Source organism: Pontibacter sp. H249 (assembly GCF_037892465.1).
Classification (GTDB): Bacteria; Bacteroidota; Bacteroidia; order Cytophagales; family Hymenobacteraceae; genus Pontibacter.
This window is the reverse complement of record NZ_JBBKTR010000001.1, coordinates 535,113-562,080: the sequence shown is the minus strand read 5'-3', so window position 1 is coordinate 562,080 and position 26,968 is coordinate 535,113. Positions and strand designations below refer to the sequence as shown.

At 46.2% G+C, this 26,968-nt stretch carries 21 protein-coding genes; 5 read left to right on the top strand and 16 right to left on the bottom strand.

Annotated elements, in window-relative coordinates:
* Nucleotides 1-45: 45 nt before the first annotated feature.
* The 5 genes from WG943_RS02200 to WG943_RS02180 form a co-directional block, all read right to left on the bottom strand.
* The gene (locus WG943_RS02200) at nt 46-663 is read right to left on the bottom strand and encodes a protein-tyrosine-phosphatase (RefSeq protein WP_340406532.1); all 618 of its coding nucleotides are present in this window, start codon (nt 661-663) and stop codon (nt 46-48) included.
* Nucleotides 660-1,739, bottom strand: coding sequence for an ACR3 family arsenite efflux transporter (gene arsB / locus WG943_RS02195; protein ID WP_340406531.1), 1,080 nt, complete (start codon nt 1,737-1,739; stop codon nt 660-662). Before arsB ends, WG943_RS02200 begins: the two co-directional genes overlap by 4 nt.
* Nucleotides 1,740-1,927: 188 nt before the next feature.
* Complete coding sequence (locus tag WG943_RS02190) at nt 1,928-2,773, bottom strand: arsenite methyltransferase (protein WP_340406530.1); 846 nt, start codon at nt 2,771-2,773, stop codon at nt 1,928-1,930.
* A gap of 46 nt (nt 2,774-2,819) precedes the next feature.
* Nucleotides 2,820-3,152, bottom strand: coding sequence for an ArsR/SmtB family transcription factor (locus WG943_RS02185; protein ID WP_340406529.1), 333 nt, complete (start codon nt 3,150-3,152; stop codon nt 2,820-2,822).
* A 164-nt stretch (nt 3,153-3,316) separates the two neighbouring features.
* Entirely contained in the window at nt 3,317-3,988 is a 672-nt protein-coding gene (locus WG943_RS02180) for a hypothetical protein (RefSeq protein ID WP_340406528.1), read from the bottom strand.
* 327 nt (nt 3,989-4,315) lie between these two features.
* Here WG943_RS02180 and WG943_RS02175 point away from each other — a divergent pair, with 327 nt between their 5' ends.
* Complete coding sequence (locus tag WG943_RS02175) at nt 4,316-5,173, top strand: aminotransferase class IV (RefSeq protein ID WP_340406527.1); 858 nt, start codon at nt 4,316-4,318, stop codon at nt 5,171-5,173.
* A gap of 66 nt (nt 5,174-5,239) precedes the next feature.
* Nucleotides 5,240-6,004, top strand: coding sequence for an oxygenase MpaB family protein (locus tag WG943_RS02170; protein WP_340406526.1), 765 nt, complete (start codon nt 5,240-5,242; stop codon nt 6,002-6,004).
* A 74-nt stretch (nt 6,005-6,078) separates the two neighbouring features.
* Here WG943_RS02170 and WG943_RS02165 read toward each other — a convergent pair whose 3' ends face one another.
* The 11 genes from WG943_RS02165 to WG943_RS02115 form a co-directional block, all read right to left on the bottom strand.
* Complete coding sequence (locus WG943_RS02165) at nt 6,079-7,476, bottom strand: SusD/RagB family nutrient-binding outer membrane lipoprotein (protein ID WP_340406525.1); 1,398 nt, start codon at nt 7,474-7,476, stop codon at nt 6,079-6,081.
* An 11-nt stretch (nt 7,477-7,487) separates the two neighbouring features.
* Nucleotides 7,488-10,685, bottom strand: a complete 3,198-nt coding sequence (locus tag WG943_RS02160) for a SusC/RagA family TonB-linked outer membrane protein (RefSeq protein WP_340406524.1) — start codon at nt 10,683-10,685, stop codon at nt 7,488-7,490.
* 317 nt (nt 10,686-11,002) lie between these two features.
* Nucleotides 11,003-13,480, bottom strand: coding sequence for a penicillin-binding protein 1A (locus tag WG943_RS02155; RefSeq protein ID WP_340406523.1), 2,478 nt, complete (start codon nt 13,478-13,480; stop codon nt 11,003-11,005).
* A 190-nt stretch (nt 13,481-13,670) separates the two neighbouring features.
* Nucleotides 13,671-16,226 carry an ATP-dependent helicase HrpB gene (gene hrpB, locus WG943_RS02150; RefSeq protein ID WP_340406522.1) on the bottom strand — a complete coding sequence of 852 codons (2,556 nt, stop codon included), beginning with the start codon at nt 16,224-16,226 and terminating at the stop codon, nt 13,671-13,673.
* Between the two features lie 164 nt (nt 16,227-16,390).
* Nucleotides 16,391-17,545, bottom strand: a complete 1,155-nt coding sequence (locus tag WG943_RS02145) for a serine hydrolase domain-containing protein (RefSeq protein ID WP_340406521.1) — start codon at nt 17,543-17,545, stop codon at nt 16,391-16,393.
* A gap of 46 nt (nt 17,546-17,591) precedes the next feature.
* The gene (locus tag WG943_RS02140; RefSeq protein WP_340406520.1) at nt 17,592-18,923 is read right to left on the bottom strand and encodes a DUF58 domain-containing protein; all 1,332 of its coding nucleotides are present in this window, start codon (nt 18,921-18,923) and stop codon (nt 17,592-17,594) included.
* Between the two features lie 345 nt (nt 18,924-19,268).
* Entirely contained in the window at nt 19,269-20,261 is a 993-nt protein-coding gene (locus WG943_RS02135; RefSeq protein ID WP_340406519.1) for an AAA family ATPase, read from the bottom strand.
* A 2-nt stretch (nt 20,262-20,263) separates the two neighbouring features.
* Nucleotides 20,264-21,460 (bottom strand): DUF4350 domain-containing protein, encoded by a 1,197-nt coding sequence (locus tag WG943_RS02130; protein ID WP_340406518.1) that lies wholly within the window; start codon nt 21,458-21,460, stop codon nt 20,264-20,266.
* The gene (locus WG943_RS02125) at nt 21,457-22,191 is read right to left on the bottom strand and encodes a DUF4129 domain-containing protein (RefSeq protein ID WP_340406517.1); all 735 of its coding nucleotides are present in this window, start codon (nt 22,189-22,191) and stop codon (nt 21,457-21,459) included. Before WG943_RS02125 ends, WG943_RS02130 begins: the two co-directional genes overlap by 4 nt.
* Nucleotides 22,175-23,065, bottom strand: coding sequence for a hypothetical protein (locus WG943_RS02120; protein WP_340406516.1), 891 nt, complete (start codon nt 23,063-23,065; stop codon nt 22,175-22,177). The genes WG943_RS02125 and WG943_RS02120 overlap by 17 nt, the downstream gene beginning before the upstream one ends.
* A complete protein-coding gene (locus WG943_RS02115; RefSeq protein WP_340406515.1) occupies nt 23,040-24,002 on the bottom strand; it encodes a stage II sporulation protein M in 963 nt (320 codons plus the stop codon). Before WG943_RS02115 ends, WG943_RS02120 begins: the two co-directional genes overlap by 26 nt.
* A 78-nt stretch (nt 24,003-24,080) precedes the next feature.
* Here WG943_RS02115 and WG943_RS02110 point away from each other — a divergent pair, with 78 nt between their 5' ends.
* The 3 genes from WG943_RS02110 to WG943_RS02100 all read left to right on the top strand — a co-directional run bounded on the left by WG943_RS02110 (nt 24,081) and on the right by WG943_RS02100 (nt 26,958).
* The gene (locus tag WG943_RS02110; protein ID WP_340406514.1) at nt 24,081-24,812 is read left to right on the top strand and encodes an RDD family protein; all 732 of its coding nucleotides are present in this window, start codon (nt 24,081-24,083) and stop codon (nt 24,810-24,812) included.
* Nucleotides 24,813-25,040: 228 nt separating this feature from the next.
* A complete protein-coding gene (locus WG943_RS02105; RefSeq protein WP_340406513.1) occupies nt 25,041-25,634 on the top strand; it encodes a response regulator transcription factor in 594 nt (197 codons plus the stop codon).
* 10 nt (nt 25,635-25,644) lie between these two features.
* The gene (locus WG943_RS02100; protein ID WP_340406512.1) at nt 25,645-26,958 is read left to right on the top strand and encodes a sensor histidine kinase; all 1,314 of its coding nucleotides are present in this window, start codon (nt 25,645-25,647) and stop codon (nt 26,956-26,958) included.
* The last annotated feature ends 10 nt before the right edge of the window (nt 26,959-26,968 follow it).

Genomic DNA, 26,968 nt, shown 5'->3' with positions numbered 1-26,968 from the left:
TATTTATAAAGATAGAGACGCAATATCCTGCGTCTCTATTTCATTTTATACTTTACTGAAAACGTACAGCATCTCTCTGCCAATCTGGAGTGCCCTTTCCAAGTATACTTCATGCTGTGCTGCTGTTCCGTCTGAGACCTTCGGGTCTTCGTAAGTGATTGCAATCCGTTTTTCGGCACCGGGTACAAACGGGCAGTTGCCATCGGCATCGGAGCAGGTCATGATGGCGCAGAAGCCGGAGTCAGGATTAGCCGCATCGTCAAACTTCTTGGACCACACTTCTACCGGTGCTCTGTCATCAGCGTAAACCACTTTATACTTTGGATTCGTGCTTTCTTCAGTTTTGGTAATATCAAAGCCTGCTTTTTGCATGGCCTTTACAGCTGCTGGGTAAAAGGCTGTTGCCTCAGTGCCTCCCGAGTAGGTAACTATCCTGTCAACGGCAAAATATGTGGCTGCGGCCTGTGCCCATAGCTGCGCCATGTGGCTGCGGCGGGAGTTGTGGGTGCAGATAAACACTAGTTCTGTTGCCTTACCTGCGTCTCTTTTTTCACGAATATAGGCAGATAATTGCTGCAACACTTCTTTTCGTTCCTCTGAGATCTGAGCAAACGTATGGGTAAGCTGCTGTGCAGTTTGGGTAAGGGTAGGGAGTAAGCTCATACTTTTATGGTGTTAGCTTGTTTCGTATATAGTTTCTTTCTGAGCCAGAAGGCAACATTTACCAGCGCAATAAGGGCTGGCACCTCTACCAGCGGCCCCACCACACCTGCAAATGCCTCGCCGGAATTAATGCCAAATACCGCAATGGCCACCGCAATAGCGAGCTCAAAATTGTTACCGGCTGCCGTAAAAGCCACCGAAGCGTTTTCGGAGTAATTGGCTCCTGCAGCCTTACCTACCAGAAAGCTGATCAGGAACATGATGGCAAAGTATATTACCAGCGGCACCGCAATGCGAAGCACATCAAACGGTATGCTTACAATAAGTTCTCCTTTTAAACTGAACATGACTAATATGGTAAACAGCAGGGCAATAAGTGTGATAGGGGAGATGGCAGGTATGAATTTAGTTTGATACCACTCCTGGCCTTTTAGCGGCACAAGTATAACCCGGCTAAGCACACCAGCCAGAAAAGGTATCCCCAGGTATATGGCTACACTCTCCGCAATCACACTGATGGAGATGTCCACGATAGCGCCTTCAAAACCAAAAAGGGTAGGTAGTTTGGTGATGAACAGCCAGGCATAGAAGCTGTATAAAAACACTTGAAAGATACTGTTAAGGGCCACTAGTCCTGCTGCATATTCCCGGCTACCATCAGCAAGATCATTCCAAACCAATACCATGGCAATACAGCGTGCCAGACCAATAAGTATAAGTCCGGTCATGTACTCGGGGTAGTCGCGCAGAAACGTGATAGCAAGTATAAACATGAGCACCGGGCCTATTACCCAGTTCAGCAGCAGCGAAAGCCCGATAACTTTTACATTACCGAACACCTTCGGCAGCAGGCGGTAATTTACTTTTGCCAGCGGCGGGTACATCATCAGGATCAGACCAATGGCGATGGGTAGGTTAGTGGTGCCGCTGGAGAGGGAGTTTACAAAACCTGAGCTTTCTGGTAAAAAATAGCCTATACCCACACCCACCAGCATCGCCAGGAAAATCCAGAGGGTGAGGTAACGGTCTAAGAACCCTAATTTTTTGCGGTTATGAGCAGGTGCACAATGTTCCATGTGGTGTTTAATTGCTGATTATTTATTGTTGTTCTCAGCTGATTGTTATCCCCCTCCACCTTTCAGAAACTAGTCTGAGACTTTAGAGGGTGACTTTAGTATTATGTTTCGCTGGCGAGAGCGAGGACGCTCGCACCATAAAATAGTTTAAAGTCAGGGGTATGACAATCAGCTGAAAAGACTATACTTTAGCAGCAGCCGGCGCCAGGCTCACAGCAACCTGAGGCAGCTGGTTTATCGCCGTACACGGTGATGCTGAAAATACCGGTGTTACTGTTTCTAAAATCTTTGATCTCAGTACCACTCAGGTAATCTTTCAGTATCTCGTCTGGCACCTGTATGGCTTTCTCTTTTTGCACGGTAATGTTCTCAAAACCAGCCTCACGGATAATTTTTAGGTAAGCTTCTTTTTGAATAGCACCAGACACGCAGCCAGCATACATTTCGCTGGCTTTCCCTAATCCTTCTGGTAACTCGCCTACTAGCACCACATCAGAAATACTAAAGTGGCCACCTGGCTTAAGTACCCGGAAAGTCTCGGCAAAAGCCTTTTGCTTATCTGGCACCAGGTTCAGTACACAGTTGCTGACCACCACATCGGCGCGGTTGCCGGCAATTGGCAGGTCCTCAATCTCACCCTGGCGAAACTCTACATTGTTAAAGCCAAGTTTATCTGCATTTTTACGTGCTTTCTTGATCATGGCTTCCGTCATATCTACCCCTATCACTTTGCCGCTCTCACCTACCAGGGCACGGGCTACAAAGCAGTCGTTGCCTGCGCCAGAGCCAAGGTCTATCACCGTATCGCCTTTTTTAATTTGGGCAAGCTCTGTGGGCAGGCCGCAACCTAAACCGAGGTCAGCATCTGCATTGTAGCCTTCTAATGTAGTATAGTTATCAGCAAAAATAGCGTAATCTACGGTGCTGCAGCCTGTGGCACCACAGCAGGAGGCTTCATTTTGATCTTTGCTTTGATTGGCGATCTCGCTATACTTTTCGCGAACGATTTTCTTTAATTCTTCTGCGTTGCTCATAGTTTTATATTTATCGGTATTTTACGATTAAATTATTCAAATTTTTTTAACAGCAACTGGTATCGCAGGGCTTATACTTGCCAAACATAACCTGTAGTAGTTGCTGGGCTTCTTTCCAGGCTTGGGTGTCTATGCAATAGCATACTTTTTTGCCCTCAATGTCGCCTTTTATCAAGCCAGCCTCTTTCAGCTCTTTCAGGTGCTGCGACACCGTAGACTGCGACAGCGGCAGCTCCTCCACAATATCGCCGCAAATGCAGGAGGTGCGTTCTAAAAGTATACGAAGTATGGCAATCCTTGCCGGATGCCCCAGCGCCTTCGCGTATCTGGCTATTGTGATATCGGCCAGCGTGAAATCTTCTGTTTTTGTAGCTCCCATATTTTATTATCGTAAAATTACGATTAATAGTTGCGAATGCAAATGGTTTTGAGAAAAAATATTCTAAAGTGTTATTTCGAATGCAGTGAGAAAAGACAGAGAAGCAAAAAGCCCCGGAGAGTTTCACACTCTCCGGGGCTTTTTGTTTTAAACTCTAGAACAACTTACGCCATTACTTTTTTCTGTAAGGCAGCTATTTCCTGGTTCAGTTCTTCGATGCGGTTCATTTCTGTTTGCAGGTCACGCTTCAGTTTTAGTTCTTTTTCGCGGGCTGTCTTCTTTACATCCTGCAGTTCAGCATCAATTTCATCGTAAGCTTTCTTTTTTTGGTCAGTTACAATTTTGCTGTTCTTAAACTGGAAGTATAAAATACCTGCTACTAACAACAGTAAGCCAATAACAGAGAACATCATAACCACAAATGCCTGCTTCGGAATATAGAAGATACCAAAAACAGAAATGCTGTCGCTTTTCTTTACTTCCTCATCTTTCAGAGCATTGTCTTTTTGCAAGGCTTCGATCTGCGACTGCTGTGCGTCTATCTTAGTCTGTGCCTGCTCCATCTCCTCTTTAGATCCGCTTCTGGCTTTATCTAATTTGGTTTCGGTAACTTTAATGTTGCTTTCTACGCTCTTCCAGAATGCATCCAGCGAGCTAACGCTTACTACCTTATACTCTCGGTTGCCTTCTCTGTAACTGTTAGCGTTTTCTTTCAGGCTTTTAAACTGATTTTGCAGTTGGTCAGAGGACCTAACCTCTTTCGTTGCGGCGTTCTGTGCTTGTGTTGTAACAGCAACAGACGACATAAAAACCAGGGATAAAATAAATGCCTTCATAATCTTGAACAATTATTTAAGTACTTAAAAAGGTTGAAAATTTTTACCAGACAAGTTAAAGTATAAACTGCCTTAACCATCCGGAGCAGGTGTAGCCACCTGTTTAGCTAAACACTATAAAGGATTGATTATTGTATTTAGTTCGAAGAAAACCTAAAAATTTAAAAAATCAAACTTTTATGTTTGCATATTTCTAATTCGATCTTTAATTGATTGCAGAAATGGCAATTGTACTTAGTAATGGCTTAGGAGCTAAAAATGCAGCTTCGCACGTGCCTTACATGAAATTTTCTGATACATTTGCTTTAACCATTAAGCACTCATATTATGGATTCTCAGGCTATACTACAGGTTTTTTTGAGCGGCGAGTTTTTACCATCAAATAAGGCATCTCTGCACATCAGCGATCTGGCTATACAGCGTGGTTTTGGTGTGTTCGATTTTTTTAAAGTAGAGAAACAAACGCCACTTTTTCTGGATGATTACCTGGAGCGTTTCTATACTTCTGCCAGCCTGATGTACCTGCCGGTGCCTTATCAGAAGGAGGAACTAAAGCAGATAATCGAGAAACTTATCAGCCTTAATAACCTGGATGTTTCTGGAGTGAAGATGATCCTAACGGGTGGCTACTCCGAGAATGGTTTTGACCCGGCTGCGCCAAACCTGCTCATACAGCAACAGCCGCTTACGCTGCCATCTGCAGACAAAGTAGCAAAGGGCATCAGCATTATTACCTATGAGTACCTGCGCGACCTGCCTGAAGTTAAAAGTATAAATTATACAACAGGTATCCGGCTGCTGCACCACATGAGAGAACGCAAGGCCGAAGAAGTACTTTATTATATAAATGGTATAGTAACCGAGTTTCCGCGCTGCAACTTCTTTATAGTTACCGATAATAATACGCTTGTAACACCTTCTCGTAACATACTAAAAGGTATAACCCGCAAAAACGTACTAGCCCTGGCCGCCAAAAAGTATAAAGTAGAGACCAGGGATATAACGCTGAATGAGGTAATGCAGGCGAAAGAAGCCTTCCTGACCAGCTCCACTAAACGAATTTTACCTATTGTGCAGGTGGATGGTAATTTAATAGGCGCTGGTACTCCCGGTCCTGTTACATTAGAACTGCTGCAGAACCTGTTTGCACTGGAAGAGAAGGTTGTGGCAGAGGTTGTAAGATAAATTTTTATTAAGTTTAAATCTGCCAGTTTTACGGCACGTTTTCAAACCTCCTATCGTTCTCAAAGTATGAAAATGTTCGTGAACAAGGACTCTGTGGTACGGCAGATTTGGGGCAAGAGTGATACGGTGCTTTTTATCTTTGCTGGTGCCTCTGCAGAGTTTGCCCTAAACAAAGCTGTTGACTGGTTATACTTTACTGGACGCCTGCCTGCCGATCCGTTGGGGCGTTTATTTTCTACAGTAGGTTATGCGCGGCAGATTGTTTTCTCTACAGAGGAGGTGGCGCACAAAGCTATTGATAAAATGGCTGCCATTCATGCCGGGGTGGAGCAGAAGCGGGGGCAAAGTATACCGGATTGGGCTTACCGCGATGTGCTTTTCATGCTGATAGACTACTCTATTAGCTCTTTTGAACTACTCGAACGCAAACTAAGCGAACCGGAGAAGGCCGAAGTATTTGATACTTTTTACAGGGTAGGCAGCCGCATGGGTTTACAAGATCTGCCGCAAACATATCCGCAGTGGCTGGTGGCAAGGCAGGAACACCTGGCAAAGAACTTACACCATAGCAAGTATAGTTTTGATTTGTATAAGCAGTATAAAAAGCACTTAGGGCCAATTAGATACTTGTTATTGTTAGAGGCGCAGAAGCTGGTAGTGCCCCAACTTGTAAAAAGTATGCTGAAGCTTAGTAATATTAATTGGTTGGTGCCGGTATTGGCTATATATAAGGTTACGCGCCAATTCAATTTAGACTGGCTTTTGAAAGAGGCTATACTTCCGGGAGATTATAAAAAGGAAATAAAGGCTTTGGATCATGCGCCGGTATAATCTGAGTACCTAACTATAAAAAGAAAGAGGCTGCGTAATTTACGCAGCCTCTTTCTTTTTATAGTAGTTGTGGTTTATTTATCCCACCATACTTTGCCGTACTGGCTGTTGTTGCCCCCAAATGCTCTCTGTAATGCAGTATTATAGTTCTCAGTATTATTAAAGCTTTCATCGGCAGGGTAACCCTGCCTGTTTGGTACTGCGGCACCTGCAGGAGCTACTAGGTTGTCCGGATAACCAGTTCTTCTCCATTCTGCCCATGCCTCATAGCCGTGCATAAACAGGTGGATCCAACGCTGCGTAGCGATCTGCTCTATGGCGTTAGCTGGATTATAGGCTACACCAGACTGGCTTATTAGTGTGCTAGCGCCTGTCGTGCTTCCAGTCCATTGAGAAATAGAGTTTTGGATAGCGAGCTCGTAGTTCTTTTTAGCCTCCTCATCGCCGCCGCTTATCCAGCCGCGTTTTGCGGCCTCAGCTTTGGCAAATAATGCCTGTGCATATGTTACCAAGTATACAGGAGCATTTTGAGCATGAACAGCAGAACCCAGAAGCGAGTAATTAGTTACGTTTGGCAGGCCTGTAGTTGTACCGAAAGGAAGCCCTATAAACTGTGCGCCTGTTTTAGTTGGATTGCCGTAAACTGCTAATCTTGGGTCGTTTACAGGTTTCATCTCATTTACCAACGTTTCTGTTAAAGCCCACCACTCACGGCGTTGGTTTACTATCTGGCCAAACCAGTAGTTTTGGTTATTGGCATTGGCCAGGTGTTTAAATACAAGGTTGTCTGAATTAGAGGTAATAATACCTGCAGTCAGCGCCTTGTTAAATTCTTCCTGTCCTTTTGCCGGAGCCACTTCTGATAGGCGTAGCGCCATCAGCATGCGAATGGTATTGCCCAGCTTTTTCCATTTGTTAATATCACCGTTGTAGATAATATCATTGGTGATATTGCCTGCTACGATCATGTTATTGGCTTCATCCAACTCGGCAAATAAGCCATTGTAAATAGCTTCCTGCGAGTCATACTTAGGCTTAAAGTTCTCCTTGCCCTGCAGTGCCTCAGAATAAGGCACATCACCCCATCTGTCGGTAATATGCCAGAAAAAGTAGGCTCTGAGTATCTTCGCAACAGCTAGCTGGTTACTGATAGGACCATCCAATGTGCTTAATTGTTGAGAGTTAAGTACCTCCTGCAGGTTCAGGAGTGGCCCTTGATACAGGCCATAAAAATTCGTGCCACCCTCCGGGTAAAGTGATGCTCCCGGGTACTGTGTTTCTGCAAGGTACTGGGCCAAGAACTCACCGGTTGGCGAAGAGCTAAGGCCTGGCAGATAAAGCTGCGCGTTTGCAATCAGCTGCGTACCAGAGGCCTGGCTTGGCTGGTTTTTGTTGATATTGATATCGTCTTCAAAATCAGTACAGGCTGTTAACGGTAAACAGGCCAGTAAGAAAATATATAACTTTTTCATGCTATTCAGGATTAGAAGGAAATGTTTAGGTTAACACCATAAGAGCGAACTGTGTTAGCCTGACCAGACTCGTACCAGCTGATGGCTTGTGCACCTGTTGAAATCTCTGAAGGGTCTATACCTTCTGGTGCTTTTTGCCACAGCATCGCTGGGTTACGGGAAATCAGCGCAATGCTAACTCTTTCAAAAGGTAGTTTACCTAAAGCGTTTTTGTCGAACGAATAGCCTAGGCGAACTTCTCTTAGTTTAATATAAGAAGCATCGTATAACCACTCTTCGTAAATTCTGCGCCCTACCACGTTGTAGTATGCGCGGGCATCTACATAAGCAGTAACTTCCTGCCCAGATTCAGCGGAAATACCGGTTACTTTTATACCGCCACCTTCAGACAGTGGGTCACGAACATTTTTACCCCTGTCGTTCAGCACGGCAGTTTCAGCATCCATACCGGTACGCATGGCAAGCATCTTAGTACGGCTGAAGAACTGGCCACCCATTTGGTAATCGATCATGGCTGATAGGTCAAATTTCCAGATCTTGAAGTTGTTCAGGAAGCCACCAGTGTAATCTGGTAATACAGTGCCGAAATTGTATGTCGCATCAGTGTATAGTGGCAGGTTGTTCTTGTCAAGCAGAATTTGCCCTGTTGCCTCATCACGCTGATAAGCAGTTCCGATCAGGCTACCGAAAGGCATGCCTACATACGAGTTTAAGTAGCTAGTAACACTAGAGTAGGTGGTAGAGTAGTGTGGATAAACCTCCATGCCTTCAGCCAACTCTATTACTTTGCTTCTGTTTCTGGCCAGGTTAAAGGTAGCATCCCACGAGAAAAGGTTACCTCTCATAATAGAACCATTTAGAGCAAGCTCAAGACCCTTGTTCTCGATTAGGCCGGCATTGATGTACGTGGAGCTGTAACCGCTGGCACCTGACACTGTAAGAGGTAGAATCTGGTTCTTGTTCTTCTGCTGATAGTATGTGAAGTCCAAACCTAAACGGCCATCCAGGAACTTCAGGTCAACACCAGCCTCATAAGAGTGTGCAAAAGATGGCTTGATATCAGGGTTGTTCAAGATATCCGGTACATACATCGTGTTGACGGTTCTGGTCTCATCAGCGTAAACTGTGCCTGCATTGTAGAAGAAGGTTGTTCTGAAGTTATCCAGATCAGAACCAGCCTGTGCATAGCTTACTCTTAACTTACCAAAAGAAAGTGGCTTCCAGTTGGCAAGCTCGCTAAACACGAAGCTACCTGATACTGATGGATACCAGTACGAGTTATTATCTGTTGGCAGGTTAGAGGAGATATCGTTACGTAGAGAGGCATCGATGAAGTAGGTGTCTTTATATCCTAACGAGACCATACCGTATCCGCTTCGCAGTTGTTTTTCCAGTATGTAAGAGTTAGTAGTCGGACGGTCTATAGAGGCATCGATGTTGTAGAAACCAGGTGCTGATAAACCTCCAACTGTTGCTTGCGATACATAAGTATAGTTTCTTTCCCAGATGTTAGCACCCAGGTTCGTATTGAGTGAGAAATCGCCCCATGTTTTGTTGTACTGCGCGAGTAGCTCATAGTTCATTTCACGGTTCTGGTACTTCCCTACGGTGTAAGCCGGTACTCTGCGTCCACCAAATGCAGTTCTTTCCTCAATATTCTGAGTATACATATCAGAGCGAACAAAGCCGCTTAGTTTCAGGTCAGGCGTGAACTGGTATGTTAAACCTACATCCCCAAAGAAACGGTCACGGTTATCATTGTTCAGGTTCTCATAAGCCTCAAAGTATGGGTTGTTCCAGTATAGTGGTCTAAAGCTGGTAAACTCTCCGGTAGTGGCATTAGGCCTGTTTAGGTTCCAATTCAGGAACGTACCGTCGTCGTATTTGTAGTTCTTCAAGCGCTCCATGTCTACGTTACGCTGAAACCACTGCACCATGTATCGAGCACCATACTCAGAGCCCTGCGCCGGACGCTGTGCGCTGTTGGTGGCATAGTTAATGTTTGTAGAAACATTAAGTTTTTCAGTAATGTCCAAACCTGCGCTTACACCCAAGTTGTTTCTTTTCAACCAACTGTTTGGTTCTACACCTTCTATGCGGGCATCGTTAAAGCTCAGACGGAAATTCGAGTTCTCGTTACCACCTGTTACTGTTACGCCATTGTTCAGGTTATAGCCTGTCTCATAGTAGTCTTCGATGTTATCCGGATGAGGAACAAATGGTGTTAATTGGCCATATTCAGGGTCCTGGGGATAGAAGCTGAATACCTGGCGAACCGGAGTGCCATCCATTTTCGGACCCCAGCTTTCGTCTACCGACATGTCTACATATTTGTCGCCATTTGGTAACGTTCTCCAAGTCTGACTTGATCCACCGCCGTAAATGTTCTGCAGTGGGAGAAAGTTAGCCGCTCTTTCTATAGAGAAAGCAGAGTTTAACTGTACGTTAACCTTCTTTGGACCTTTGCTTCCCTTCTTTGTCGTAATCATAATCACACCGTACTGGCCACGAATACCATACAATGCAGAGGCAGCTGGTCCTTTTAGTACGTTGATCGATTCAATATCCTCAGGGTTGATATCCTGAGCGAGGTTGCCATAGTCGGCTTTATCGCTGCCGGAAAAGTTAGCGTTAGAGATAGGCGTTCCGTCTACCACAATCAGAGGCTGGTCTGCACCAGTAATAGAGTTTACACCACGGATTTTGATTTTCTGCGTACCACCCATGCTAGCGCCTGATGCACCTGTTACCTGCACACCAGCTACCTTACCTGTTAGTGAGCCAAGCACGTTTTGCTCTTTTGTAAGGGTAAGGTTTTCGCCCTGCACCTGCTGCGTAGCATAACCCAGCGAACGCTCGCTTCGCTCAATGCCAAGGGCAGTCACAACAACTTCGCTTAATTGTTTACTGTCTGTGGCTAGTCTTACATCTATTACACTCTGGTTGCCCACACGCACTTCCTGCTGCAGGTACCCCAGAAATTTAAATACAAGAACAGCATTCTCATCAGGCACTCGTATCTGGTAAGTACCATCAGCATTAGTGGCAACACCTGTGGTTGTGCCTTTCACCACAACACTTGCACCCGGTATGGCAAAGCCGTCTTCGGCCCCCACTACCTTACCGCGTACATCTCTTTGTTGCGCGAAAGCTCCTGTTGTTATAAACAGGATCAAGGGCAACACGATCAGTAGAAGTTTTTTATCCATAGTATAGTTAGTTAATATTAATACTAAAATAGCAATATTATTGTATTAACAAAAGGTTAAGTGCGGTTTTCTGTGAAAGTATAATATATACCCGCATGTTTGGGCAATATTAATTGCACTAGTATTAGTCCTTATCGTTAAGAAATTTAATTATAAAGAATAGCTATATACCAGGTATTTGCGTGAAGTTGCCGGAATCTTAAGCTAAAGTATAAAAAAACGGAGCCAAGTATAAATTGGCTCCGTTATGCATTAGGACTGAGTAAGTAGAGTGATTAATCAGGTATAAATACAGGTGGGTTTAATCAGTGTTACTACTAATTTCGGTCCCGATCTTTCTTTCTTTTTTCACGTCGCTCTTTTCGCCTTTCTTTCCAGCTTTCTTTCCACTCTTCAAAAGACTGAGCGGCTTTACCAGTCACAGTGTTAAATACACGCTCCAGGAAATTCTCACGAGGCGGTTCCGCTCTGTAAGACTCGCAATCGAGGCTGGAGAGTATACTTGGTGGCAGCCTGTCGAATCTACTGTTGTAATAGCCTTTGTAAGCTGGGTCTATGGCAATGCGACGAATATAATCTCCCCAGATAGGTAGTGCTGTTCTGGAGCCTTGGCCTAGTTCCAGTGTTCTGAAACGTACCTGCGGACTCTGACCACCCACCCATACGCCTGTTACCAATTGGGGTGTGATACCTATAAACCAACCATCAGCATTATCTTGTGTAGTACCGGTTTTGCCGGCAATATCCATCTGCAAACCATACTGCGTCCTTAGCTTATTTGCGCTTCCTTCTTCCACAACGCCTTGCATCAGGTATAGCATTACGGCAGCAGTTTGTTCCGATATCACGCGCTTTACATCGCGGCCATCCTGGTGCTGTCGAATAATGTTACCTTCACGATCAGTTATTTTGGTGATGTAAACAGGATCTACACGCAGGCCCCGGTTAGCGAAAGTAGCATAGGCAGTCACCATTTCCTGTAACGATAAGTCGGCTGTACCTAAAGCCAGAGAAGGTACCGCTGGCAGGTCGCTCTTAACGCCCAGGCGATGCGCCATACTGATAGTTTTGTCCACGCCAGTTTTCATAATGATCTGGGCCGACACCGTGTTTACAGAATGTGCTAAAGCACCGCGCATGGTATACTCTCCGCCATACTGCTCGTTGGCATTTCTAGGAGACCATTGGTCATTTGTTTCAAAGGTTATCCGTTCGTTCGGGAAGTAATCGCATGGTTTCAGGCCTCTTTCCAGTGCAGCTGCATACACAATAGGTTTAAACGTAGAGCCCACTTGCCGCTTTGCCCGCACATGGTCATATTTAAACACATTATGGTTTACACCGCCTACCCAGGCACGTACATAACCGGTATGCGGCTCAACGGAGAACAGGCCAGAGTTTAGAAACCGTTGATAATAAACTATAGAATCCATAGGGCTTAAAGTGCGCTGGATATTTCCTGCCCAGCTAAACACCTGCATCTTTCTTGGTTCTCTAAAAGCTTTTGCAATGTCTCCGTCAGAGGCACCTGCAGCTTTCATTTTTTTATACCTTTCTGAGCGCAGCATTGCCTGCTGTATCACATCAGAATTATTACCCCATGGGTTACGGCCACCCCAATGTGCGTTAAAGGTTTTTTGTAACTGGGCCATTTGTTTTCGTACAGCGGCCTCGGCGTGGCGCTGCATTCCTGCATCAATAGTGGTATAAATCTTCAGACCATCTTTGTAAAGGTTGTAAGGCTGCCCGTTCTTCTTTTTTTTGCTGGCTGCCCATTCCACTAGCTCCAGGCGCAGCTGCTCCCGAAAGTATGGCGCAATTCCATCGTTATGGGTAACTACTTTATAGTTTAGTTTTAGTGGCAGTTGCTTCAGCGAATCGGCTTGTTCAGGTGTTAAAAATTCATACTTTGCCATCTGGCTAAGTACTATATTTCGCCTTGTTTGTGATCTTTCAGGTGAAAGCCTTGGGTTATAAGTGGTAGTGGCTTTTAGCATTCCGATAAGTACCGCTGCCTCTTCGGTTTTGAGCTCGCTGGCAGGTTTGTTAAAGAAGCGCTGCGCCGAACGCTCAATGCCATACAAGTTGCCGCCCATAGGTACCGTGTTCAAGTATAGCTCCAGTATCTGCTCTTTAGTATAGAGGGTTTCCAACTTACGGGCTATGATCATTTCGCGCAGCTTGTTTACCAACATATCTCCGAACCAGTAATTTTTACGTGGATACAGGTTTTTTGCCAACTGCTGACTTAAAGTACTACCGCCACCCGAGCTCTCATTTTGCATCAGCAACGATTTTACCAGTACACGACCAAGGCTGCGCGCATCCACACCGTTGTGATTATAAAAGCGGACGTCTTCTGTTGCGATTAAGGCATCAATAGCAGCAGGGGAGATATCAGCATACTTTACATTGGTGCGGTCCTGGATGTAGTAGCGGCCCAGTAGCTCACCTCCGGCAGCATATACTTCGGAGGCTGTGTTGTTGTGCACCGACTGCAATTCTTTGGTAGACGGCATGCCGCCCATAAAGCCGGTGTAGATGGCAAAGTAAAAGAGCACCAGGATAAGTATCCCGACCAAAGCAAGCTTGTAGAATATCCGGAACAGGAATTTATAATTGGATTGGCTGCGGCTTTCCTGCCACTCAGCCCATTTGCGTTGCCAGTAAGTGCGGGTGAACTTTGACTTAAGGCTACCGAAAAAAGCCGACAGTTCGCCGTGAACAAGCCGCACAAACGGCGCCATTATTTTTGTAACAATAAATTTTATTATCTGCTTAAGCGTACGCTTCATGTTATAATCTTGAACATTTGCTGCCCGAATTGCCTCCGCTTCTGGGCATACTGCATACAAACGATTTATCTGTTGTTTTGGTGCATTATCTGTTTAGCAATAACTGGGCCGGCCTTATTTGAATCAGGATTTATTAGATCAGAATAGATAAAAGGGGGTAGATGGTTGGACCCAGTTTTGCAAAAACAGATTACCCCGGCCGCTTCTTCGTGCCCCGTGTCGCCTGGGCCTCCAGGGGATTATCCGGCCAATGGTGCTTCGGATAACGGCCTCTCAAATCTTTGCGCACATCAAAATAACCTGTATTCCAGAAACTTTGGAGGTCGCGGGTTACCTGTACGGGGCGTGAGGCAGGGGAGAGCAGATGCATGAGAACAGGTACTTTACCGCCTCCTATCCTTGGAGTTTCAAGCATACCAAATACTTCTTGCAGGCGCACAGCAAGTACTGGTGTGGAAGCATCCGAATAATCAATGGCTATTCTTGAGCCACTGGGTACCTGCAGGTGTGTAGGAGCCAGTCTATCCAATTCCTGGCGCTGCTCCCAACTTAGATCAGACAGCAGGACTTCGTTGAAATCCAGCCTCGCCACCTGGTCCAAAGACCGTAATCCAGACAGGTGAGGGCGCAGCCATGATTCCATACTTTGTTGCAAGGTTTCGTCAGTTACGTCAGGCCAGTTTTCAGAAGCCAGCTGGTGCAGGAACGCCAGTCGTCTGCGGGTTTTGATAGCCTCATCAGTCCAAGGTAGGCGTTCTACACCTTTCTCTCGCAGGGCCTGGAACAGCGCATCGGCTATCTGCTCCATGTCCGGGTTTGGCTGCTGTTTTTCCTCCAGCACCAAAGCGCCGAGCCGGGTTACACTTCTGGCTATTACACGGTTTGTTGGCTCATCCCAGCGTACTTCGTCCAGTACTTCTAGTTGGTCTTCAAAGTATTTTAGTAGTTCAGTTTTTGTAAGTGGGGCAGCCAGCAAGGCACGTGCTCTGGAACCAATCTCTAGGTGAGCTATACTGTAGAAAGGTACCTCACCGAACAATTCAGTTTGTAAAGCAACACGCTGGCCAGTTACCAAACGCACACGACCAGAGGTTTCCTGTTGGGCAATACGATCCGGGTAGGCGAGTGCTGTCAGTATACCGACTGCCTCAGGAACCAATGCTGAATTAGGTTCACGTAAACGCTGGCGCAGGTGCTGTGCTTGTTCCTTTACCCGGCGCAGGGCGTTCTCGTCTATTGTAAATCCGGGCAAGTATGGCCTTTTGCCCTCCAGAAGCTCCAGGCGCACCTGCAAGTCGGGTAGGGGCTCTGACCAGGTTTGTTGCACAGGTTTTACAACATCTTTCTCTGAAAGCAAAGCAGCCAGAGCACACGCCGCTGAAGTATGACCTAGCTCACGTCCACGAATTACCAAGTGCCCCAGGCGTGGCGTTAAACCCATCGAAGCAATGGCTTTACCATGTGCGGTGGCATTGCCTGCATCGTTAATAGCCTCTAGGCGCAAAAGCAGGTCACGTGCTAATGATAAGGCAGCGGCAGGAGGTACATCAAGCCAATTTAAAGCTGTAGCATCCTTAACTCCCCAGATGGCAAGCTCCAGGGCAACACCAGTTAAGTCGGCTTCGCAAATTTCGGGAGTCTGGTTCTCGGGGAGTTGCAATTGGTCGGCAGTAGACCATAGGCGGTAGCAGATTCCGGGACCTAAACGACCCGCACGGCCACGACGCTGGTCGGCAGCAGCTTTGGAAACTGGTATGGTGACGAGGGTGGTGAGCCCGGTGCGCGGAACAAACTTAGGCACACGGGCAAATCCTCCATCAATTACAATCTTTACGCCCTCTATGGTTAAGCTGGTTTCGGCTATGCTGGTGGCCAGCACTACTTTTCGCCTGCCTTTAGGGGCTGGTTGTATAGCAGCTAACTGCTTCGATAAGGTTAGGTCGCCGTGAAGGATGTGTAAGTCTATACTTTGGGATAAACGTCCTTCCAGTTGCTCGGCTACTTTTCGCATTTCGCCCATGCCTGGCAGGAATACAAGTATATCGCCTTCAGGTTCCTGTTCCAGCGCCTGCCGGATTGCCTTCGGTACCAGGCTTACCAAGCGTTGTGCCGGACGTGTACCAGCTGCGGCTACTTCGGAGTTAGAGAGGTAATTTGTTTCTACAGGGTACTGCCGTCCCATACTTTGCACCACCGGCGCATCCAACCATCTGGCTATGGCAGCGGCATCTAAGGTGGCACTCATCACCATAATGCGCAGGTCGGGCCGAAGTACAGCCTGGGCATCCAGGGCAAGGGCCAATCCCAAGTCACCCTGCAGGTTACGTTCGTGAAATTCGTCGAAGATGATGGCTGAAATGCCTTCCAGTGCCGGGTCTTCCTGCAGCAGGCGGGTAAGTATACCTTCGGTTACTACTTCTACCTGCGTTTTAGCCGACACCACATGCTCCATCCGAACCCAGTAACCTACTGTCTGCCCAACCGGCTCTGAAAGTATGTCTGACATGCGCTGCGCAGCGGCACGGGTAGCTAACCTGCGTGGCTCCAGCACCAGAATTTTACCACCGCTTCGCCAGGATGCTTCCAGCAATGCCAAAGGTACCAATGTAGTTTTACCGGCTCCAGGAGGTGCCTCAAGTACCACACGTGTATGGTTGTCGAGGGCAGCTAATAGTTGCGGCAGCGCCTCCTTTACAGGTAAATCGGGTAAACGGTGAAATAAGTCTGTGATAACCATCTGCTGCAAAGGTCTGAAAAATATTGTTGGGATGCAGCAGGGGAGGAGGCAGAAGTATGGTGCGAGCGTTTTCTCTTGTGACCTGCTATAGTGGGGGCCTTTGGCCCAGTCTATTTATAAACTCGATGTCATTACAATGAACGAGTTGCAAACTCGCGGCAGCGAGGGACGTCTTAATTCTTGTTCTTAGTCGTTGATTTTTCTTCAAACGTTCTCAATAGCTGCCATACCTTAGAGAACATCACCACCTGATCTTCTTCTTCAAGAAGGGTATTAGTCATGAATATTCTACCCGTAGCTGTATTTGGGTTGAAGAACACAAAAGTTGTTATACCTGGGTCGCCTCCTGAATGGCCTATCTCCCCGTTCCTTTTATGCACCCAAAACACTCCGATGTTAGGCTCTTTTGGATTGATATTCTTGGGTTTAAAATTGTTCTCAAACTTAGGCTCAAGCAACATTCTGTAGGAGGATTCATTAAACAGCTCACCCTTACCGGCATAGCCTTTAATGATTTCCTGTAGATAACTGCTTAAATCCTTCAAGTTAGATTTCAAACCTCCGTCAGGATAGGTTAGGAGAGAGTAGAATGGTATAGGTTGCTGGATGGCGTCGTATAGTGTGGCGTGGCTCTCTTTAACGATGTCTCTGAAAAACCAGCCAGTTGAATTTAAATTTAGGGGTTCTAAGATATTTTTCTTGGTATATTCGCTAAAGGGTACCTTGGTGGCGCCCTCAATTACGCATGCCACGAGTGCTGAGGCTATGTTGCTATAATCCTGCCACTCTCCAGGTTCATGCTTTGTGAAATTCTTTTCTGAATAATTACTGCCTTCTTTGCTCAAGTACTCTTTCAGGAAAGCTTTATATTCATCAGCATCCAGATCTTGAGTATAAGTCTGTTTATATACTTCTTCCCTGTCAATTATACCAGAGGTGTGGGTGACGAGGTGAATAACTTTGATTGGCCTGTTGGGGTAATATGGGTTCCGGACCTCAAATGGTAGGAAATCATTAATGTTTGAGTCCAGGTTTAAGTGCCCTTGTTCGACTGCCTTCATCAAAGCTACCCCAACAAACGTCTTACTTACCGAGCCTATATTAAGTATTGTTTTGTCAGTAAAAGGTTTCCGGCTAGAAATATTGGAGAGCCCAAAGGAGTGGGAGTAAATGATACTATCAGAGTTAACCACTGAGACGGCAAACCCCGGAAGCACCTTCTTTTCATTAAGTTTTGCTAAGTTTTTTGTTAAAGAGGCGCTATGATTCTGACCTATTACTTTTAAAGCTGTTAACAGAAGAACAGAAATGAGGAGGAGTTGCTTCATGTGCCTCTAATTTATTTTCAACTTTAGTTTTAACATAATTGCAGCATTATATCAACCCCCTTGCCTTCAGCTCCAGATACTTGTTAATCGTATTCACCGTCAAATCCTTAGGCGGAGTAAGTATGGCGTGGATGCCGTGCTGTTGCAGCTGCTTCACGATCTGGCGTTTGTCGTAGTCAAATTTCTGGGCAATAGCCTTGGTGTATACTTCTTCGGTGTTGGCGGCTGGCTTGTGCAGCTCGGCGTGCAGTTCAGTGTTCTCAAAGAAGATAACTACCAGTAAATGGTGCTTGGCCATAGCGCGTAAGTAGGGCAGCTGGCGTTGTGCACCGTTTAACGTTTCGAAGTTGGTGAAGAGCAGGAGCAGGCTGCGCTGTTTAATTTTGTGCCGGATGGTGGCATAAAGTCTTTCGTAGTCTGTTTCCTGGTACTTGGTTTTCTGGTTGTAGAGCAGCTCCATGATGCGCCTTATCTGGTCGGCTTTGCGCTGGGCTGGCAGCATGTTACTGATATTGTCTGAAAAAGTGATCAGGCCTGCTTTGTCATGCTTTTTAAGGGCGATATTCGAGATCACCAGTGAGGCGTTGATGGCATAATCGAGCAGCGTGAGGCCCTCAAATGGCATCTGCATTACACGGCCTTTGTCTATCAAACAAAATACTTGCTGTGACTTCTCGTCCTGGTAGCTGTTCACCATCAGGTCGGATTTGCGGGCAGTAGCTTTCCAGTTGATGGTGCGTTGGTCGTCGCCGGCAACGTATGGGCGAATCTGCTCAAATTCTGAACTATGGCCGATACGACGTACTTTTTTCACGCCAATCTCGTGCAGTCTGTTCGAGATGGCCATCAGCTCATACTGCCGCATCTGGATAAATGACGGGTATACCGGCACTTCCTGGTCCTGGGCAAATTTGTAACGGCGTTTTACCAGAGCAAGCTTACCCATGGCAAACACATTGATCGCCCCGAAGTTGTAGCTGCCGCGCTTGGTTGGCCTGACAGTGTAGTGGATGATGTACGTGCGCCCTTCCGGAATATGTGCTTTAAAAACAGTATCACGTCGCTGAAACTGGAAAGGCAGTTCGTCTATTACTTCGGCATCTATGGCAAAGTTATACTTGTTCTCCAGGTACAGATAAACGTCGTTATCGCTGCCGTTGGAGAGTTTTTCCTGCATACTGCGGCTGGCATGCATTCCTTCTTTGCTGCGGTAAAGTTGTAACAGATCCAGCAGGGTAAGCAGCAGCAATACACCAAAGGCTACTTTGGCGAATATTAGTAGTACGGGTATGAAGAATGCTACTACAAACAGGCAGGTTAAAGCTGCCAAGCTGTAGTATAGGCGACTGGTGAAGTATAGACTGCGGATGAACTGCACTAGAATTTGGTTAAATTGATCATCAAATTAAAGTTTTTCAAAATTTCAGCTCTTTTACTCTTAGCTGGCTTTTCGCCTCGCCGGCTGGGCCCTACTTTTTGTCTTGACACAAAAAGTAGGCAAAAAAGTCAAGACGCTCCAAACTCGCTGACCGCTCGAACAGTGGACCGTCATTAGTGCACATGGCCAAGGCCGTTGCTACGTAGCTTTGGTTGCTATAGTATAATCATGGCGCGAGCGTCCTCGCTCGTGACTTGCTATAGTTGGGCCTCTGGCCCAGTCGAATCTCAGATTCGACATTATTTTTAAGACACGGGAAAAATTCCCGCGCCAGGGCAGTTTATACTACCTCGGCACTTCTATCTTCTGAATGATTTGTTTGATCACGTCGTCAGCGGTTAGGCCTTCCATTTCGCGTTCCGGGGTTAGCAGAATGCGGTGGCGGAGGACTACAGGGGCCAGTTCCTGCACATCTTCAGGCGTTACGAAGCCACGGCCACGCAGGGCGGCAAGGGCTTTGGAGCTGTTTAGCAGCGCTATAGAGGCACGAGGTGAGGCTCCCAAGTATAACGATTTGTTTGTGCGTGTTTCGCCTACGATCTGAGCAATATATTCCAGTAGTTTTTTGTCCAGGTGCACCTGCTGCACGGCTTCTCTTAAAGCGATCAGTTCATCTGCAGAAAGTACTGGCTGTACGCAATCCAGGTCTCGCTTCAGTTTGTTGCCGTTATGCTGCAGCTCAAGTATGGCTACTTCCTCTTCTAGGCTTGGGTACTCTACCAGAACTTTAAACATGAAACGGTCCAGTTGAGCTTCCGGCAGGCGGTAGGTGCCTTCCTGCTCAATCGGGTTTTGGGTAGCTAGTACTACAAAGGGAGATGCCAGTATATATACTTCACCGTCGTGGGTTACATGCTGCTCTTCCATCACCTCAAATAACGAAGCCTGGGTTTTGGCAGGGGCACGGTTTATCTCATCTATCAGCACAATGTTGGCGAAAATAGGGCCGCGTTTGTAATCAAATGTCACGGTGCCGGGGTGGAATACCGAAGTACCTAACACGTCAGATGGCATCAGGTCTGGGGTAAACTGAATTCTGCTGAAATCTACCTGCACGGTGCGGGCAAGCAGTTTGGCTGTTAAAGTTTTGGCAATGCCGGGTACACCTTCAATCAGCACGTGGCCTTCTGCCAGCATAGCTACGAGCAACAACTCTATCAGACTCTCCTGTCCCACGATTACCTGGCGCAGTTCTGCTTTAATACGATTTGTTGCCTCGCGTAGGGCGCTGTAGTCTGTTTTGTTTTCCTGTGCAGTAATGAATATTTCTTCTTCCATGGTTATGCGTTAGCCTTTGGCCTTATGGATGTTTGTGCGTAAAATTCTTCTAAATAATTGTTGAGCATCATCAGCGTTTGTGCTGTTATGCTGCTACTCTCCCGGATGCTGCTGATCAGGTTAAAGATATTGGCTACCAGCGCTTCGTCTGCCCCGGATTTATTTACTAATCTGTCTTTTAACTCTTCGTCTAAGGTGTTGGTGCTGAGGTGGTAGTGCAGGCGCAGGTGCTCCAGAAAATATGCAATCTTTTTCTCTGCTATGTTTTTGTGGTCGCCGTTGTTGAAGTATAAACTGCCGATCGTCTTCACAAAATCGAGGGTAGTATTGCGTGGTGGCTCCACAACCGGAATAATGCGTTGCGTGCGCTTGCTCTTGAAAAGCAGGAATAGCACCATACTTGCTAGTGCAATATAGTAAGCCCAGGTAAGCGGTTCATGCTCCATCAGCACTCTGAATTTAGACTGGCTTTCCATGCGGCCCTGTTTCTGGTACTCGTCCCAGTACACTGGTGCTACAGGCAGGTGCGACAGGGCAGTAGCAGCATACTCGCTTTGGTCTTGGCTAAGCAACTGATAATTGGTAAAGGCCAGTGGTGCAGAGTTGATGTAGAACCAACCTTTGCCAAATGGCACTTTCATAAAGTTCAGATAACCAGCTTTGTTACGGCCCAAGGCCACATGTCCGGCTTTGTGGTCGGCATCTACGTATACTGCTTCCTGGTTTTTAGGATAACTATAGACAAGGTGCTTTTGCTGGCTGGTAAAGTGTAAAGCTGTAGAATCCGGAGAGTCGCTATCCATATGGTCTGTATCAAACCTTAGGGTATCGGTCAGGAATCTGGAGATATTTTCTGCCGCAATAAAAACCTGGTTGCCACGGCTCACGAAGTCCAAGAGAGCATTGGTGTCTACACTATCAGCCTCAAAATAACTGTTGATGAATACATAGTTGCCCGATAGTGTGGAGTCTTGCAGCAGGTTGTAGATCGGCTCCCGTACTTCCTGCACTTCCTGCACTTCCTGTCCCGGAAAAATGCCTGGCAGCAGGTCGTAAAGGGCGTAGGTGCCAAACGGGATTTTATCTTTGCGGCTATACGTATGCGACCAGTCCACTGGCTTTGGGCGGAAGTACTCCAGCATTACTAAAGCACCGAACAGCAGCACGATCAGGATGATATAGTTGCGATATCCTTTCATGCGTACTGGTTTAGCTGTTTATCGAAAAGTATAAACTCGGCACGTGCAGAAGCAAACAATTCGTCGCCTAAGGCTGCACCGCCATACCACACGTATTCAAACATGCTGGTAAGCTGCTCAAACTCGCGGCGCAGTTCCAGCGAGTTGATCTCGCTGATATAGCTGCGGTTAGTTTTGCCTGGCTTCCAAAGTATAAATCCACGGTTGGTAAGGTGCTTCAGGCTTTGCAGGTAGTGCAGGCGTATGGCTTTACGGAAATCACGTTGCTGCACGGCCTCTTCAATCAGGGCCTGCATATCCATCTCGTGGATGTTTTCCTCGTATACCTGGTACGGCATTTCGCTTACCTCAGACTTTTTGCCGAAGAGGCTAGGAATATCCATTCCCTGTATCTTGATGATTAGAAGTATAATGGCGCCTACTATAACCACATAGATAAGCAATTCCCAGATGCCGCTGGACTGGCCACCGTAAAACACTTTTGTTAACCACCGTTTAAATCCGCTCCATAGCTTTTCCAGGAACGTCTGGTCAGGTTTTGCTTCTTCAAAATACTCAAAGTCTTTGCTAGACTTTAGTTGCTTTAGATCCTGCTCGTTAAAATGACGTACCGTTACAGGTGTTGTTGAGGCCGGTATGCTATCTTGTTGGGCGTAGGAAGCCGGGCCAAAACCGAGCAGCAGGCAAAGTATAAGTATAAAAGTATAAAGCTGCTTAAAAGTCACCCTCATTGTTAAATGTGTTGCTGTCGCGCTTGCCAATAAGGTTTACCTGCTCCATCCAGCCGATGCCGTCCTTCTGCTCTACCAGGTGAAAATACTGGAAACCTACCGCTACCATAGAAATAGTGGAAACAAATATCGCGAAAATAGAAGCTATGGTATTGGTTACAACCAGCAGTACATCGCTGTCCGTGCCGGGTATTTCAAACATGCGCAGGATAGAAACAAGGCCAGCCGGTAATGCACCCAGCCAGCCGATCATACCCTGTATAATCCCGACTACAATCAGAAAGCCAAAAGTAGCCCACCAGTTGTGTTTTACCAAGTAAAAGCATCGCTCTATCGACTCTACTACGCCGGTTTCTTCGCGGATCATTACCATAAAGAATACAGAGCAAACCACACCCAAGTATAAACCGAAGCCCAGCAAAAAGAAGCCAAAGAAGCACACAATGCCAAGGCCGATGCCGGCATAAATGGCCTGTACCATATTCGCCTTTACGTGCTCCCAGACAGCAGCCGGCGATACTTCTTCTTCGCTATCCATGTATACTACCATAAAGCTGTACACCACCAGCGACACCATAATATAGCCTAACATAGAGAAAAACAGCATCACGATGTAGTTAAGCGAGGTTATCTGCTGAAAAAAGCTGAACTCGCCGTAGGTTTTATAGTCGCCGTTGCCGGTAATGCTCTGAAACAAGCGTGCCTGGTATAAGCCAGAAAAAATGCCAGCCAGTAAGGCCACAGGGGTTACATAAAGCAGGATTGCCCTAAACAGTGGTTTAAAGTTGGCTTTTATAAAGTGGAAAGTGGCGTTGAGTTTCTCGCCAAAATCGCGTTCTTGCCTTAAGTTAATTTTCTGGCTGGTCTGGTGCATGTTGCTTGTGCAGTAAACGTGGGTAAAGTATAAAGTAGTAAAGTATAAACGCTGCGGATGTAAGTATAATGAACAGGCTCAGCGCCATTGGCATTTCGGTGTGGCGGGTAACAAAGCCCTCCAGAAAGCCAGCTGCTATAAAGATCGGCACCAGCCCCACCACAATCTTTAGCCCACGTCGGGCACCCTGTTTAAAAGAGTGGAGTCGGGAATGGGTTTTAGGGAATAGCAGGCTATTGCCCATCACAAAACCGGCGCAACCGGCAATTACAATGGCCGATATCTCCAGGGTACCGTGTATCCAGATGGTGAGTACAGAAGTTAAAAGCAGACCTTTCTGGTAGAAGAAGTACTGAAAAGCGCCCAGCATGATACCGTTGCTGAATAACACCCAAAAAGTACCCAGCGAAAAGAATACCCCCAGTACAAAGGCCAGGAAAGAAACCCGGATATTGTTGATCGTGATCATGAGAAACATCTCAGCCTGGCCCATAGTTTTATAAACAGCCATAGGGTCGCCGTTGCGGATGTTTTGTAAGGTTTGGTTTACGTAGCCATCCCCAAGTATAAGTCTTACAAAAGTATCGTCCATGGCGGCAGAAAGTGCGCCGATAAAGCAGGCTACTGCAAAAATCAGGAAAGCATAGAATAGCTGGCGGTGGTGCTCCCGGAACAGCAAGGGCAACTCATACTTCCAGAAGGTAACAAAGCGGTTCTTTTTCTCCTTCTTGTTTTTGTAGATGGCCTGGTGCGTTTTGCCGGCAAGGCTGTTAAGGTACGCAGTAGTTTCGGAGTTGGGGTAAAACGTGCGGGCATACGAAAGGTCGTCGGTCAGTTCTATAAACCTGTCGGCCAGTGCATCGGGGTTAGCCGCAGCCTCTGTTTCGTAGGACTTCCACTTAAGTTTGTTTTTTCTGATAAAGGCTGCCTCGCGCACGGTACTGTTCGTGTTGTGTTATAGATCAAATATATATATCTTGTGATGTAAATAAAAGAAAGCAAACTTTTTTATTAAATGAATACCGTAAAAATTCAGACGACGCAGCACGTTGAGGTAGAGTATCCGTTGGCAAGTGTGGGCGATAGAATTGTGGCCACCCTTATTGATGGGGTAGTGATGTTTGTATGGGCTATGGCTATTGCCGTAATATTTGCTTTTGGCAATTGGTTTCAGGAGGGTGGTATAGGCCTTGTGATCATGATGGTACTGGTATACTTGCCTTTGCTTTTCTATCATTTAGTTTGCGAAATATTCCTGAATGGGCAAAGTATAGGCAAAAAGGCACGCGATATCAAAGTGATAAAGTTATCGGGAGAGTCGCCTACAATAGGGGATTACCTGCTGCGCTGGTTGTTTAGGCTGGTGGATATGGGGCTTTCCAGTGGTTTGGTGGCCGTAATTACTGTTGCTGCCAGCAGCAAAGGGCAGCGCCTCGGCGATATGGCAGCCGGTACCTGTGTTATCCGTACACGCGCCGTTCAGAGAAGAGCGCCTGTGTTTACCACAGAAGAAAACTACCAGATCGTGTTTCCGGAAGTTAGCCAGTTAAACGACCAGGATGTAGCCCAGATCAGGAAGCTGGTGTACAAGGCAAAACAGCACCAGAATTTTGAACTACTCGAAAAAATTGCCCTGCGTGTAAAAGAAGTTACCGGTATCCAAACTGAGTTATCCGATTGGGAATTTCTGAAAACAGTTGTTAAAGACTATCATCATTATACCCATGGAGAGATGGAGGTAAACTAACTTCTGGTTAAACACAATGAAAGTATAAAAGGGCCGCTTCTGTTTCAGGAGGCGGCCCTTTTATACTTTCTAATCAAGATAAAGCAAAGCATCTTAAATAAAGTATGAATTTTACTTCTATAGTATAACGCTAATATTTATATTGGATGTTTTAATGGTGATTTAGTTTGGTGTATTACCCTCTGGTTTGCCAGAGCCTTGCCTCCTCACATTTGTAACTCTTGTTCTATGCAAAACAAAATTCTGGTAATAGAAGATGAAAGACTTGTAGCAGAGTACATCTGCTCTGTTTTAAAATCGGCAACCTACGAGAACGTATTGATAGCGAGTAACAGGCAGGAGGCATCAGCGCTATATCAGGAGCATTCTATAAGTCTGATCATCAGTGATCTTAATCTTTTTGGCGTATACGAGGGGCATCTGATCGTAAAAGAGCTTCAGGCATTTAAACAAGTACCTGTTATTTATTTAACGGCTTACTCAGAGCAGCACACTTTAGAAGATGCTCTCTCTACTGAGCCTGTTGCTTATGTGCTAAAGCCCTTTACTGAGAGGCAGTTACTCGTAGCTGTTAAGATGGCCCTGCGCACACAAGCCGCCACTGGATCCGGAGACCCAGACATTCAGCCTCCCTCTGACCGTGAAATGGATATTGTGCGCTATTTGGCAGAAGGCTACAAAAGCCGCGAAATAGCTGAAAAGCTGTTTATAAGCGAGAACACAGTGCGCACGCACAGGCGCAACCTCCTCCGGAAGTATGATCTGAAAACGAGTTCTGAGCTTATTGCCATTGCTGTAAGATTAAAGTGGATCAGAGGCTAGTACAGTAGGCATGCAGTATCTTAGCAACATTATACGCACTATCACAGGCCAAAGAACAGACTTTAGCCTGGAGCACCGCATCTTTAACATCTCAGGTTTCTTCATCACTACTTTTGCCATTCTTGGCGGAACGGCTAATTATTTTATTGGACTGCCTCACCCAACTGTGTGGCTGAGCTTTATTGGTGCAGTAGTATCGGCTCGGCTATATTATGTAGGAAGGATAAAGCGTAAGTTCTCGGCCAGCCTGATTTTTTGCTATGTGATAGCCACATTGCTGCTGCTCAGTGTTATGCACTTCTACAACGGCGGTGTCGACGGCAATATTTTCTACCTGATCATCATGTTCCTGAATATCTTTTTGCTGATGGTGCCCCCGCGTTACCAGTACTGGGTATTCGGAATTATGTACTGCGACCTGCTTTTACTGCTGTTACTGGAATATTATAACCCAGAGTGGGTACTGCCTTACAAGAGAATAGAAGATCGGATGCTGGATCATGGTGTTACGATGATGTACACGCTGTTTTACTCTACGCTGTTAATTGTTACCTACAGGAGGAGCTATAATACAGAGCGGCAAACAGTGTTGGAGCAAAATAAACAGTTATTAGCACTTAATGGAAAAATATCGGAGCAGCGCCTACACCTGGAAGAGAAAACCCGCGAGCTAGAGGAATCAGTGAGGGTTGCAAACGAGCGGAACGAGCATATTAACATACTGTTGCGAGAGCTGAACCACAGAGTTAAGAATAACCTGCAGGTGGTAAGCAGCCTTTTGAATTTGCAAGCCTATGCCATTTCCGACGAAAATGCCAGAAAAGCGCTGCTGGAAGGTAAAAACCGCCTGCTATCGATGATCCTAATCCACCAACGACTTTACCAAAACGAGAACGCCACAGAGGTGTATATGCCTGACTACCTGAAAGAACTGGCAGAAACGATCATGTTTACCTACAACAGTTTCTTTGACGAAGAGATGCTTGTGTATGACATCGAACCTATTTGGATGGATGTAGAGGCGGCCATACCTGTAGGCCTTATATGCAACGAGCTCATCACAAACGCCTTTAAATATGCTTACCAAGACGCTGAGGAACCATTACTCAAGATAAAACTAACAAGCCACCAAAACGATTACCTGCTGCAGGTCTATGATAACGGCCCCGGCATGCAAACCAACGGCAAAACAAAGACTTTTGGTATAGAGTTGGTAAACTCGCTGCTGAAGCAACTAGACGGAAGTATGGATGTGGACACAGAGAAAGGTACAGAAGTATCTATACGGTTTTGTAAAACCTTAAAACCACTCGTGCTGGAGTAGACACTCAGTC